The 12,457-nt window shown below is 71.9% G+C and carries 10 protein-coding genes and 3 pseudogenes; 5 read left to right on the forward strand and 8 right to left on the reverse strand.

Annotated elements, in window-relative coordinates:
* Positions 1 to 60: 60 nt before the first annotated feature.
* Complete coding sequence (locus ACFXMF_RS43075; RefSeq protein WP_379990744.1) at positions 61 to 1,275, reverse strand: ROK family protein; 1,215 nt, start codon at positions 1,273 to 1,275, stop codon at positions 61 to 63.
* Positions 1,276 to 1,539: 264 nt separating this feature from the next.
* On the opposite strand from ACFXMF_RS43075, the gene ACFXMF_RS43080 reads away from it, so the two are divergent.
* From ACFXMF_RS43080 to ACFXMF_RS43090, 3 genes are all read left to right on the forward strand, one after another.
* The gene (locus ACFXMF_RS43080) at positions 1,540 to 2,658 is read left to right on the forward strand and encodes a Gfo/Idh/MocA family protein (RefSeq protein WP_379990745.1); all 1,119 of its coding nucleotides are present in this window, start codon (positions 1,540 to 1,542) and stop codon (positions 2,656 to 2,658) included.
* Between the two features lie 93 nt (positions 2,659 to 2,751).
* Complete coding sequence (locus tag ACFXMF_RS43085; protein ID WP_379990746.1) at positions 2,752 to 3,759, forward strand: Gfo/Idh/MocA family protein; 1,008 nt, start codon at positions 2,752 to 2,754, stop codon at positions 3,757 to 3,759.
* Positions 3,760 to 3,827: 68 nt separating this feature from the next.
* The gene (locus ACFXMF_RS43090) at positions 3,828 to 4,784 is read left to right on the forward strand and encodes an N-acetylglucosamine kinase (RefSeq protein ID WP_379990747.1); all 957 of its coding nucleotides are present in this window, start codon (positions 3,828 to 3,830) and stop codon (positions 4,782 to 4,784) included.
* 71 nt (positions 4,785 to 4,855) lie between these two features.
* Here the strand turns inward: ACFXMF_RS43090 and ACFXMF_RS43095 are convergent, their stop codons facing one another.
* The 3 genes and pseudogenes from ACFXMF_RS43095 to ACFXMF_RS43105 form a co-directional block, all read right to left on the reverse strand.
* A complete protein-coding gene (locus tag ACFXMF_RS43095; RefSeq protein ID WP_379990748.1) occupies positions 4,856 to 6,019 on the reverse strand; it encodes a low temperature requirement protein A in 1,164 nt (387 codons plus the stop codon).
* A 390-nt stretch (positions 6,020 to 6,409) separates the two neighbouring features.
* Positions 6,410 to 6,604 (reverse strand): annotated as a pseudogene (locus ACFXMF_RS43100) (DoxX family protein); the annotation flags it as partial.
* 540 nt (positions 6,605 to 7,144) lie between these two features.
* Positions 7,145 to 8,077, reverse strand: coding sequence for a hypothetical protein (locus ACFXMF_RS43105; RefSeq protein ID WP_379990749.1), 933 nt, complete (start codon positions 8,075 to 8,077; stop codon positions 7,145 to 7,147).
* A 28-nt stretch (positions 8,078 to 8,105) separates the two neighbouring features.
* Between ACFXMF_RS43105 and ACFXMF_RS43110 the strand changes: the two are divergent.
* Positions 8,106 to 8,294, forward strand: a pseudogene (locus ACFXMF_RS43110) (hypothetical protein); the annotation flags it as partial.
* A 445-nt stretch (positions 8,295 to 8,739) separates the two neighbouring features.
* On the forward strand, positions 8,740 to 9,474 hold the full coding sequence (locus ACFXMF_RS43115) for an SDR family NAD(P)-dependent oxidoreductase (protein WP_379990750.1): 735 nt from the start codon (positions 8,740 to 8,742) through the stop codon (positions 9,472 to 9,474).
* Positions 9,475 to 9,845: 371 nt separating this feature from the next.
* Here ACFXMF_RS43115 and ACFXMF_RS43120 read toward each other — a convergent pair whose 3' ends face one another.
* The 4 genes and pseudogenes from ACFXMF_RS43120 to ACFXMF_RS43135 all read right to left on the reverse strand — a co-directional run.
* Complete coding sequence (locus ACFXMF_RS43120; RefSeq protein ID WP_379990751.1) at positions 9,846 to 9,986, reverse strand: hypothetical protein; 141 nt, start codon at positions 9,984 to 9,986, stop codon at positions 9,846 to 9,848.
* A 49-nt stretch (positions 9,987 to 10,035) separates the two neighbouring features.
* Positions 10,036 to 11,172: an ISL3 family transposase gene (locus ACFXMF_RS43125; RefSeq protein ID WP_379990752.1), complete on the reverse strand. Its 1,137-nt coding sequence runs from the start codon at positions 11,170 to 11,172 to the stop codon at positions 10,036 to 10,038.
* A 5-nt stretch (positions 11,173 to 11,177) separates the two neighbouring features.
* Positions 11,178 to 11,354 (reverse strand): hypothetical protein, encoded by a 177-nt coding sequence (locus tag ACFXMF_RS43130; protein WP_379990754.1) that lies wholly within the window; start codon positions 11,352 to 11,354, stop codon positions 11,178 to 11,180.
* A gap of 27 nt (positions 11,355 to 11,381) precedes the next feature.
* Positions 11,382 to 11,474: pseudogene (locus ACFXMF_RS43135) on the reverse strand (hypothetical protein); the annotation flags it as partial.
* Between the last annotated feature and the right edge of the window lie 983 nt (positions 11,475 to 12,457).

Raw genomic sequence — 12,457 nt, forward strand, 5'->3', positions numbered from 1 at the left:
ATGTGGGGTCGACCGGTGTCGTGGGGCCGGCCGCGCGCGGGTGTGGCCGGCGGTGTGGGATCAGCCGATGTCGCGCAGCTTGGCCGCGATGACGTGCGAGCGATTCTCGTCCTCGTCCGAGCCGACGGCACGGGCGAGCAACGTCTCGCGAACCCGGTCGTGCAGGGTGTGTCGGGCGCCGCCGAGCACGGCGTCGTCCGAGACCCGGGTGACGTGCACCGTGGGGTCCCACCGGGTGTGATCGCGGATCGCCCGTCGGGTCAGTTCGGCCAGTCGGGATCCGCCGGCCCGGCCGACCGGGCCGCCGAGGATCACCAGGCTGGGGTCGATCACGCCGAGCACCGGGATGACGCTCTGTGCCAGCCGGGGGGCGTAGGTCTCCAGCACCCGTTCGGGCAACGGTTCGCCGGCGAGCACCTGTTCGAACGTGTGCCCGCCCGCGCCGGCCTCGCGGCCGATGCGGTCGAGGGCCTGGGCACCGAGGAGCCCTTCGAGGTCGTCGGCCTCGGTCTCCGGGTCGAACACGCCGCGTGGGACGGGCAGGTTGCCGATCTCGCCCGCTCCGCCGGAGGCGCCGCGCAGGACGGTGCCCGCGACGTCGACCGCGAGGCCGATGCCGTATCCGATCCACAACAACGCGAAGGTGTCCTCGGGGGCGAAGCCGGCGGCGCGGCGTTCGGCCACGGCCGCGAGGTTGACGTCGTTGTCGACGTGTACCCGGCAGCCCAGCGCCTGCTCCAGTTGTTGCCGGATGCTTCGGCGCGACCATCCGGGCAACCCCTGCACCGAACTGAGTTCGTCGGAGCGGGGGTCGACGCTGCTGGGTACGCCCACGCAGACGTGGCGGATGGCGGACAGGCCCACGCCCGCGGACCGGCCGGCCGCCAGTACGGCGCGGGCCACGTCGCGCGCCGCGCCGCGTTCGGCGGGCAGCGCGGCGACCGCCTCGTGGGCGATCGGGTACTCGGTGCCCTTGATGTCGACCAGCACGGACCGTACGGCCTGCTGGTCGACGTTGACGGCGATCCCGTAGGCGAGGTCGTTGCGCACGCCGTAGAGCGCGGCGCTGGGGCCCCGGCCGATGGACTCCTCGCCGACGACCTCGATCAGGCCCTTGTCCGCGAGGCGGCCGACCATCTGGGTGGCGGTCGGGCGGGACAGCCCGCTGAGTTCGCCGACGCCGTTGCGGCTCAGCGGCCCGTGGTCGAGCAGGAGCCGCATGGCCGTAGCGGCGTTCTGATCGCCGAGCCACGACGGGGTTCCCTTGACGGCCATGGCTCCTCCTCGACTCCCGGGTGGATCCGGTGTGGCTCCCGGGTTGACCCCGAGCTGATCCCGGGTTGATGACGCCAGGAATGTATCAGGAAGTTTCTTTCAAGAAATAGGTCGAGTGGGTCGTGACTCATTCGTTATCGATCGAGGGTGGGATGCCCTATTCAGCCGGCTCATCCGGATCGGAACGACAACTCTCTGGTGCGGTGGCGGGATCGGAGGCTACTATCCCGAAAGAAAGTTTCCGGTTATGGAAGTGAGGTTGGGATGACCGACATCCTGCGGGTGGGGATCCTCGGCAGCGGCGGCATCGCCACCGCCCCCTACGGCGTACTGCCCAACACGCATCACTACGCGGGGCGGGTGGAGGTGGTCGCGATCGCCGACCCCGACCTCGACCTGGCCCGCGCCACGGCCACACGCTTCGGCGTCCCGGCCGCCCACGGATCGCTGGAGGCGATGCTCGACGACACCGACCTCGACGCCGTCGTCAACCTCACGCCGATCCCGGTACACGCCGAGACCTCCCGCCTGATCCTCGCCCGGGGCAAACACCTCGCCGTCGAGAAGCCGCTCGCCGCCACCCTCGCCGAGGCCGACGAACTCATCGCCATGGCCCACGAACGGGACCTGGCCCTGGTGTGCGCCCCGCCCGACCTGCTCTACGAGCCCTACGCGCGCGCCGCGACACTCGTGCGCGACGGCGCCATCGGCCGGGTCGCCTTCGCCCGGGTACGCAGCTCACACGCCGGACCCGGCGGCGGCCCGCACGGCTGGCCGTCCGATCCGAGCTGGTTCTACCGCGAGGGCTCCGGCCCACTGCTCGACATGGGCGTGTACGGCATCCACCAGATCACCGGCATCCTGGGACCGGCCCTGCGGGTCGCCGCGTTCGCCGGCGTCACCGACGCCGAGCGCACCGTCCGCGGCGGACCCTTCGAAGGCCTGGAGATGCCGGTGACCGCCGCGGACAACTGCCTGTTCATGCTCGACTTCGGCGACTCCGCCTACGCCGTGGTCGACGGCACCTTCAACGTGCACGCCTCCCGCAGTCCCAAGCTGGAGATCTTCGGCCGCCAAGGCGTGCTGAGCGTGCTCCGCCCCGACGGCCCCGACCTGGAGCTGTACCGCGCCGGCATCGCCCCGGGAGTGGACGGCTGGGTGCAACCCACCGAGCCGCTCGCCCGCGACACCCTGCGCCACACCTACGGCCGAGCCCTGCTCGTCGGCCACCTCGCCGACGTCGTGCTCGACGGGGCCACGCCCGTCCTGACCGCCGAACACGCGCGCCACGCGCTGGAGATCATGACGGCGGTGACGGTGTCGGCGCGCGAACGGCGGTTCGTGGACCTGACCACGACGTTCCGGCCGCCCTACGCCTCCTGACGGCGACGCCCGTCCCGCCCGGCGTCCGCTCGCTTCGACGCCTCGCGACACCTTGAGCCCACGTCCCACCCGAACCCCGAAGGAAGCACCACCATGCCCACAGCCACCCCCGCCCCGCTTCGGATCGGCGTCATCGGTCTCGACCACTGGTACGCGGCCATCCCCTTCGCCCGCCGCGCCGCGGCCGAACCGGGCGTACGACTGCGCGCCCTCGTCGACCGCGACCCCGACCGCATCGCCCACGTCGTGGCTCTCACCGGCTGCGAACGCACCTCCACCGACCCGGCGTTCATCCTCGACGACGCCGAGATCGACGCGATCGCGTGCTTCACCAGCGTCGACCGCAACCCCGACCTGGTCGTGGCCGCGGCCCGCGCCGGCAAACACATCGTGTCCGTCAAACCCCTCGCCACCAACCTCGCGGACGCCGACCGCGTGGTCGAGGAGGTCGAACGCGCCGGCGTCGTCTTCGTACCCAGCGAATCCCGCCACACCTCCCCCCTGGCCCGACGCCTGTCCGGCCTCGTGGACTCCGGACGGCTCGGCGAACTCCGCGCCGCCACCTTCGCCATGCACAGCACCCTCCCCGCGGCCTGGCCCGGAGCCGGCGAACCCGGCTGGTGGACGGACCCCGCACGCACCGCCGGCGGCGCCTGGATCGACCACGCCGTCTACCAGATCGACCGGATCACCGCGCTGTTCCGCTCACCGGTCGCCGGAGTCACCGGCACCACGGCCAACCTCGTCCACCGTGAACTGCCTCTCGAGGACTACGGACACGCCATCCTCACCCTGGAAAGCGGCGCCGTGGTCACCGTGGAGGACACCTGGATCACCCCGGCCGGCGCGTCGTCGACCCGCGCGCACATCGTCGGCTCGCGCGGCGCCGTGTTCCACTCCACCGCCACCGCAAGCCTGGGCGTGGCCGAGGAGGGCGGCGCGTGGACCGTCGAAACGTTGCCCCCGGACCCCTCCGACACCCTCGACGCGCTGCTCGCCGCCGTCAACGACGGAGTCGCCCCCGGCTCGACCGTCCGCACCGCCCGGCAGACCCTCGCCACCTGCCTCGCCTTCTACGACGCGGCCCGCGGCGCCCGCTGACCTCCTCGAAGACCGCGCCGACACCCGGCCGGTCGTCACGACACACACGCACGGGAGTGCCGGCACACGTGGAAACTCAGTACATCGTCGGCATCGACGCGGGCGGAACCAAGACCCGGCTGCGCCTCGCCACCCCGCAGGGCAACACGCTCGAAGACGTCACCCACCCGGCGGGCGACTGGACCAATCTCGACAGCCGAGGCAAGGCCGTCGCACTCGGCGCGTCGATCCGCGCGCTCACCCGCACTCCACCGATCGCGGTCGGGATCGGCGCACACGGCTGCGACTCGGACACCGAGTGCGCCGAACTGCGCACCGCGATGGAGGCCGAACTCGCGGTCCCGGTCCGGGTGGTCAACGACGCCTTCCTGCTCGAGGCGGCGGTGCCGGCCGGCGGTCCGGCCGCCGGGCTCGTCGTCGGCACCGGCTCGATCGCGGTGGCCCGCGACACCTCGGGCGGATCGTTGTACGCGGGCGGCTGGGGCTGGCTGGTCGGCGACCCGGGATCGGCGTGGGGGACGGTACGCGACGCGGTCGGCGCGCTCACCCGGGCCCACGACCGAGCACACACCGACGACCCGTTGCTGCCGGCACTGCTCGCGCACACGGGCGCCCGCTCGCTGCGCGAGATCGTGGGCACGATGCAGAGCACCCCACCCCGCTCCTGGGCCCGCTGGGCCCCCACGGTCTTCGACGCGGCGGAAGCGGGCTCACCCACCGCGCACACCGCCGTGCTCACCGGCGCGGACGACCTCACCACCCTCGTCGGGCACCTGGTCACGCGCGGAGCCGACATCACGCGCGTGGTCGCCGGGGGAAGCGTGATCGTCGGCCGTCCCCCACTGGCCGAAGCCCTCCGGAACCGACTGCGGGAGCGGTTGGGACTGCCACTGACGGTGTACACGGGGGAGCCGGTGGCGGGAGCGGTACACCTGGCAACACCTTTGGAGCCGCACGGCACCCCCGCCCGGACGAACACCCCTCCCGACGGCGCCCCCGGTGAGGGCCGACGGACCACGAGATGACGCCTCGGCGGCTGCACAGGGCGTGCAGTGCGCGACGTCGACCGGGGCGGATTCGTCCGGACCGTTGCCCGTCACTGGCTGTCCGCGTCGGTCATGGTCGTGAGCACTCTCCGGTGCACTCGGGTAAGGGCGAGGACGAGCGTCACCAGGATCAGGTCGAGGATCAGTACGGAGGCCAGGGGTGGGAGCCGGACGGCCGCGATGCCGGCGGCGGCGCAGGCGAGGCAGGCCAGGAGTCGGGCGCCCCAGGCCTGGCGGGTGGAGGTGTAGTACCACCAGGCCTGGGTGATCACGTAGAGGATGGTGCCGCCGAACAGCAGGAGGCCGAGTTCGGTGCTGCCGCGGCCGGTGGGGTGGGCGATGGCGAGTTCGGCGCCCACCGCGAGGGCGACGAGGCCGGCGAGGGTGGGGTACTGGCCGCTGACGGCGTGGCGGACCGGCAGCAGGGTGTCGGCCGTGGTGGCGACGTGCCGGGCCAGGATGTCCTCGCCTCCTCTGAAGTAGCTGGCGCACAGGCACACCACGGCGACGAACACGCCCAGGCCGGTGGTCACGGTCGCGGCGTCGACCGGGGCGGCGGAGATCGCGGTGCCGATGGTCAGGACGGTCTCGCCGAGCTGGAGGATGATGAACAGCCGGATCCGTTCCACCATGTGCTCGGCGTCGAAGACCAGGTCCCGGGAGGACAGGACGTTGCGGGGCAGGGGGTGGGCCAGCCAGACGCCGGTCATGTCGACGACGGCGGCCGCGGCCCACCAGGCGAGGCGGGGCCCGTGGTCCATGGCCGCCCCGGTCAGCCACAGGGGGATGGAGGCCGCGGCCCACACCGTCACACGGCGGTAGTGCAGGCGCAGGAGCGGGGTCGGGGCCCACGCCGCGGCCGTGACGTCCACCAGCGCCAGGGTGGCCACCAGCGGGACCACGAAGGCCCACGGCCGGCCCGCGAAGGCGTGCGGGATCTGGGCGTTCATGAACAGGACCAGACCCATCACCAGCAGCACCAGCCGCCGGGTGCGGGGCCGCTCCACGTCCAGGAAGGTGGCGTCGAAACTGGTCAGGGCCCAGGTGCTGAGGACGGCGATCAGCATCACCGCGGTCTCGGCGGCGCCGCGCCAGGACAGTTCCGTGTGCAGGTGGTGCGCGAGCTGGCCGACGGCGAAGACGAAGACCAGGTCGAAGAACAGCTCCAGCGGGGAGACCATGCGGCGCAGGCCGGCCAACGGCGTGCCACTCACGTCGGCACGCCGCTTCGGGGCCCGGTGTGTCTCGGCATAGGCCCACGATCCGGCCGCGCGACAGGATGCGCAATCCGGGGCCTTGGGGAGATTCGAGGGTCCGGCTCCCCCGGTCCCCCTCGATGGCGCGGACCGGGGCCGGGGACCGTACGGAAGCGAGGGGGCGGCTCGGCGCGGGCCTTCACCGCTTCCACGGCCGCGCCGAGCGACGCCGGCTCCGGGTTCGTGGCCGCGCCGTCCAGCGCCTCCCGAAGGGCGGCGTCCGTATCGCAGCGTGCGTGCTCGTGAGCCAGGGCGCCGACATCCCGGGCCGGTCGTCGGAGCGGCCCGGGATGTACTCCTTTTGCGGCCGCGTACGGAGGCCCGAGCGAATTGCTCGCATGCGGTGAGTCAGGCGGAGGCAGTACGCAGTATCGGCGCGCCCACCGAGAGCGGCGTGAGTACGACGACCGGGGTCACGACGAAGTCCTTGACGCGCACGCGGGTGATCGGCGCACCGGCGAAGTAGAGCACCCGGCCGACGGCGGCGGCGATGCCGAGAAGCGGGAAGACCAGGCCCACGAGCAGGCCAAGCGCGCCCGCCGGCGAGTTCGCGCCGGCTCGCGGCGCCGGGGGCGAGCCGCATCAGGGTCATCGCGTGGCGCCGCGCTGCTCGCTCTCGGTCCGTCCGCCTCAGCGATGGAGGTTGATCCCCACCAACTGGTGGCAGTGCTCGACGAGTTGGAGTCCTCCGGCTTGTGCGAACCGCGCCGGACCCAGACGATCGGCGACGCCACATCGTGCAGATCACCGAAGTCGGCCTGGCGGCCTGGAACGCATCGACGACGCGGTGAGCGCGGCCGAACGCGAGCCCTTCGGCGGCCTCACCAAAGCTGAGCAGACGCTCCTGCGGGGGCTGCACGACTGCGTCGTGGTGGATCCGGCCGTCCATGAGTGCGCCGAGTAGTCATCGGCGCCTTCTTCGACCCGGCGGACACGATGATCATCGTGCGCATGTGCATCTGCTGTAATCGCTGACCCGAACGCGACCACGTTCGGGCTCCGGCACACCACACCCGGTGCCGCGCAGGCCGGACGGAGACGGCCCGGCCGCCCGGCGCGTCGGTGCCGCCGGGACCCGAGTGGCTATCGGCCGCTTGCCGCAGCGAGGTTTTGCTCGGCGCTGCCGGCGGTCGCCATTCCCGTCGCGAGGTCTTCGGTGAGCAGGCGCCGCGCGATGGAGTCGAGGGCACGGCGAAGGTCGGGCGGGCCGGGCCGGCCTTCGGCGCGTTCGACGTGCTCGGCGAGCCACTCGAGCGCGGCCTCCTGGACCTTCCGCACCTCGACACCTCCGCGCTCGGTCGGCGTGTAGACGCCGCTTTCCTCGGTGAGGTATCCGCCGTGCACGGCGCTGTCGAAGGCCGGGTGAAGGACTTCGTCCGGCATTCTGCGCTGCTCCGCGATGGTGGTGAGCCGCGCCACGCCGAGCACCCTGGTGTAGAGGTCCGCCCACGTCAGCGCCCAGGCCGCGGCCGGCGGAACGCGGGTGCCGGAGCGTTCCAGCACCTGACGGGCGGAGCTTTGGGTGATGCCCTTGAGCAGGACGGACACCGCGCGTTCCAGCACCAGGCGGGATTCGTCGGTGGTCGGCGTGCCCAGTCCGCCGTCCACATCGCGCGAGCCCGCCCGCGCCGTATCTCGCAGGGGCACTTCCTTGAGGAACAGCGACACGGCGAAGCCGACGAGCACGACCGGCACCGTCCAGCGGAAGACCGTATCCATGACGGACGCGTAGGCGTCGATGATCGGGGTGGCGGCGGTCGTCGGCAGCCGGTGCAGCGAGGCCGGATCGCCGACGGCCGGGGCCAGCTCCCGCGGTGTCGCGGCTCCGGTCGCGGTGGCCCGCGCGACTGCCGACTCCGGTGCGAAGCCGAGCTTGTTGGCGTAGATCGTGCCGACTACCGCAGCGCCGAACGAACTGCCAAGCGTGCGCATGAACGTCACACCCGCCCGCCTGCTCCTGGTCGTCGTCACCCACACCCCCAGCCGCACGTCCTCCGGCCACCCGCCGAACGCCACCACCGACTCCACGTGCCCGCGCGGGTGGTTCCCGAGCGCGGGCTCGCTCGTGACCGCGCTCGGCCTCTACCTGCTCTCCCGCATGCACCGCGGCACCAGCCCATGGCTGGACTCGCTCTACCTCCTCGTCCTCGGGGCCGGACTCGGCCTGAGCATGCAAGTGCTCACGATCGCGGTGCAGAACACCGTCGCCTACAAGGACCTGGGCACCGCCACCGGCACCTCAAGGTGTCCCACCCGGGCCCGGTGGGCCGCCGCCGCGCCGAGCGCGATCGTCCACGCCTGCTCGCGGGTGCGCTTGGGCCGGGGCCGTCCGGCACCGGAACCGCCGCCTCGGCCCGTGCCGTGGTGTCGAGCATCGCGGGCGCCGTCGGCCCCGACGCGAGCAGCCGCTCGCGCTGCGCCGCGTTCAGCCCGTCCCACCCCGACCGCTGCCGAGCCACCCACCGCCCGATCCTCGTACCGCGGTGGACCATGTCCAGGCGCACGTCGTCCAACCGGGTCCCATCGTCGAACTCGGCCGGATACTCGGTCGCGTGGGTCTGTCGGCGCCGGAGGCGGGCGATCCGGGCCGCCGCGTCCCGGATACGCTGCGGCGGCGGCCGGGGTCCTGCCCCGCGAAAAACGCAACTTGACGGTCCGGTTCGATTTGAGGAGCAACCATGACTCGGGAACTCGCGGGAAAGACGGCCCTGGTCACCGGGGGTTCCCGGGGAATCGGAGCGGCGATCGTCCGCCGGCTGGCGGCGGACGGTGCCGCCGTCGCCTTCACCTACAACTCCTCGAAGGAGAAAGCGGAGGCCCTCGCCGGCGAGCTCGGGCCGCGGGTCGTCGCGTTGCCGGCCGACAGTTCCGACGCCACTGCCGTGCAAGCGGCCGTGACGGCCACCGTCGAGACCTTCGGCTGTCTCGACATCCTCGTCAACAACGCCGGGGTCGGCCGCGTCGCCCCCTTGTCCGACCTGACCCTCGACGACTTCGACGAGGTGTTCTCGGTCAACGTCCGGGCGATCTTCGCCGCCGTCAAGGCCGCCGAACCCCACCTCACCAGGGGCGCTCGGATCATCAACATCGGCAGTGTCAACGGAGACATATCGCCCCTCCCGGGTCTTTCGATCTACTCGGCCTCCAAGGCCGCCGTGTCCGGGCTCACCCGCGGCCTGGCCCGGGACCTCGGCCCGCGCGGCATCACCGTCAACAATGTCCTGCCCGGCCCCGTGGACACCGACATGAACCCCGCCGACGGCGAGTTGGCCGACATCGTCATCCCCCGCATCGCCCTCGGCCACTACGCGACCCCCGACGACATCGCCGCGGCCGTCTCCTTCCTCGCCTCGCCGGCCTCCCGCTACGTCACCGGCAGCGACTGGACCGTCGACGGCGGCCTGACCGCCTGACCCGCCCGAAGCCGACCCCGCCGACGCTCGGCCGCATCGGGGACGCCGACACAGCGGCCGACCGCAGAGGCATCCGTTTCCCGACCCGGACATCGCCGAGGCCGAGAAGCTCCGCCCGGTACAACAACCGAAGACGGTGAGCGCGTTCGTGGGAACGTGTGCGCTCTGTCGTGTCGGTGAACCGGCGGGAACGTGCACTGCCGCCGGGTCCGCCCCTCGTCGGGTCTCCCGGAACCCCCGACCGTCGCCGGTGCGGATCAACCCGGGCGGCCGAGAGGTCGCACCCGGCTTTCGTCGGGTGCGACCCTTCTCGTTGTCACGGCCCGACCGACCGGCGTTCGACGGGCGTCGGCCGCGTTGGGCGGATCCGGTCACACGTCGCGGGTCTTCAACCGCACGCCGCCGGCGATCAACGCGATTCCCGCGTAGACCGCGATCAGCGACAGCGACGCCCACGGGCCGGGCCCACCGGTGTCGCCGCTCCCGTCGATCAGCTCGATCAGCGCGAACATCGGCGAGTTCTGGGTTCTGGCACAGATCTTGGGGAGCCGTCACAGAAGGTCACTGAAGCAGGATCATCTTGCGGAGTAGTTCGAATTCGGCTCTGCCATGGAGCTGCCTTTCGATCTTCTTGATCCGGTTCACGGCGCCTTCGACGCTGCCGGAGCTCCACTCCAGGGTCAGCCCGGCCGTCACGGCGTCGAAGTCCCTAAGCAGGTGCAGTGCGAAGCCGGTGAGGCCAGGGAGCTGGCCGGCGTCGACGGCAGCGATCCAGGTGGGAAGCCCGGCTGCGGAGCGGCGGCCGAGCATCTCTCCGAAGTCGCGGACGTGTTCGGCGGCCGCGTCCGGTTCGGGACAGCGGGCCGGGACCTCCTTCAGATCGGCGCGTTCGTCCTCGCTCAGAGTCTCGGGGTTGCGGGTGAGCCGGCCGGTGACCTGCCGCACCGTCGGTGGCCGGGGCGCGATGCCGGACGGGGTGCCGCGCAGGGCGGCGATGTGTGCGCGCACCATGGCGTAGGTGACGGGGGCGTTCCGTGCGAGCAGTTCGCCGTGCGGCTGCCGGACGCTCGTGCACCCTGCGGCGAACCGTTGTTCCAGGTAGGGCTTGTGCGGGTCCAGTCTGCTGGGCCGGGGAAGGTTCCCGCGGACGGTGTCCTGCCGGCGTTCGGCGGTTGCGTACCGCAGCACGGTGTTCGGTCCCCGGCCCAGGTGCCGGGTGATCGCCTGCCGGGAGTGGCCCCGGGCGAGCAGTTCGTGGACCAGGGTGTGCGCGGCCCGTTTGCGTTCGGCCCTTCGGCCGACGGGGTCAGGACTCGGCGGCTGCGGCGGTGTGCAGTCCTGTGGCGGGGTGCGCAGGCAGTCGCGGTGGGCGGCGACGCAGGTCTCCACCGCCCGGCCGAGGCCCTGCCACAGGTGGAACCGGTCGGCGACCTGCAGAGCGTCGGGGGCGCCGCGCCGGGCCCCGTCTGCGTATGCGCCGGCCCGGTCCCGGCGGATGATCTCCACGGCTGGGTGGTCGATCAGCCATGCGGCCGGCCGCCCGGCTTCGTGGGTCCGCAGCACGTCGACCACGCGATGGGATTCCCCGCAGGTCAGGACGGTCGAGTAGATCTGGCCCCGGCGGGTCGCGAAGTCGTCCACACCGAGCACGCGCGGCGTCCGGAAGCGCGGATCGGGTAACGCCACGACCCTGCGCAACAGCGTCATCCTGCCCGCGCCGAAGCCGGGCCGGCGCGAGCCCGGATCCGCTCCAGGACGCGGTTGAGCCGGACGGTGAACCGCGCGTACGGGGCGGTCAACGAGGTGAACGGCTCGGCGAAGGCGCAGCGTGGACACTCGCCCGCCCCGCAGAGGAAGTGCCGAACCGTCAGCCTGATCACGAGGCCCCGCGCACCGGGCGGGAGATCCTTCAGCCTGCGCCGGTAGCGGTCATGCACCCGGTTCGAGAACCCGCCACAGTCCGGGCAGATCGCCCCGGGGGTGCGGCCTTCGGCCGCCACTTCGACCGTGCCGGGCGCGACGGTTCGGCGCTCACGTTGCCGATGCCGTCGATCACCAGCGATTCCAAGACGATGCGCAGGTGTGCATGAGCAGTACCGTCACCGGCCACGGCGGACTTCGGCAGGGATGGCCCGAGACTTGCTGGAGCGTCAGTTCCGTCCGGTGGGTGGCGGGGCGTACGCGGTCTCACGCGACCCCGCCCTTCGCACTCGAACAGCATCCTGACCCTCTGTGACGACCACCCAAGATCTGTGCCAGAACCCACGTCCCACCTACGCAGCCAAGGCCTCGACGAAGCCCGCCACCTGTTCTGCTTGGTGAAGTAGTTGCTGCCGCTGAGGCTTTCCGTGTAGGCACGTCAGGTATCTCCGTCTCCGGCGGCAACTTGAGCCACAGGAAGCCGTTTGTAAGTCCACGATGCGCGCCGGCGCCGCCGCCGGCGGCGACCCCTGGCAGCCACCACCGCCCGCCCGCCTTACACGCACACCGTCCGGCTCTTCCAACTCACCGCCCGGAAGCGGACCGATTGACGTTGGACCGGCCGTCCCGGTTGAGGCGTCTCGCGCGTCATCCGGGCGGCTGTCCAGTCCGCCTCAAGGGTGCGACGCCAGTCATGCGGGTCCCATGGGATCGCTTCACGATCCCAGCATCCGAGTCGCGAACGCGGCACCGTATCCACCCAGGCGAATTCGACACCGACATCCCCGCACACGGCTTCTGCGGACACAAGGCAAACGGGCCTATGTGGTGCGGTGGATGGTCTCGCTGAGGAAGTCCATCGAGGACCTCCCCAAGGACTGTCCGGGCCGGGACTTCGTGGCAGGCCGGTGGCATGGCGATGGTGGCATTTGCCCTGGCGGCGGACTGGCCCGTGCGGACGAAGAAGCATGCGCGAGCGGCCGGGCCGCTGTGCGCCGAGTGCGACTGCGGACGCAGGCACAAGGGTTTGTTGAGGCGGTCGTCGTCCCCCGGGCGTACCACC

This window comes from Embleya sp. NPDC059213, from assembly GCF_042754445.1.
In the GTDB taxonomy this organism is placed as follows: Bacteria; Actinomycetota; Actinomycetes; order Streptomycetales; family Streptomycetaceae; genus Embleya.

Coding starts and splice junctions, on each gene's coding strand:
- ACFXMF_RS43075 (WP_379990744.1), bottom strand. CDS start 1,275: ATGGCCGTCAAGGGAACCCCGTCGTGGCTCGGCGATCAGAACGCCGCT.
- ACFXMF_RS43080 (WP_379990745.1), top strand. CDS start 1,540: ATGACCGACATCCTGCGGGTGGGGATCCTCGGCAGCGGCGGCATCGCC.
- ACFXMF_RS43085 (WP_379990746.1), top strand. CDS start 2,752: ATGCCCACAGCCACCCCCGCCCCGCTTCGGATCGGCGTCATCGGTCTC.
- ACFXMF_RS43115 (WP_379990750.1), top strand. CDS start 8,740: ATGACTCGGGAACTCGCGGGAAAGACGGCCCTGGTCACCGGGGGTTCC.
- ACFXMF_RS43120 (WP_379990751.1), bottom strand. CDS start 9,986: ATGTTCGCGCTGATCGAGCTGATCGACGGGAGCGGCGACACCGGTGGG.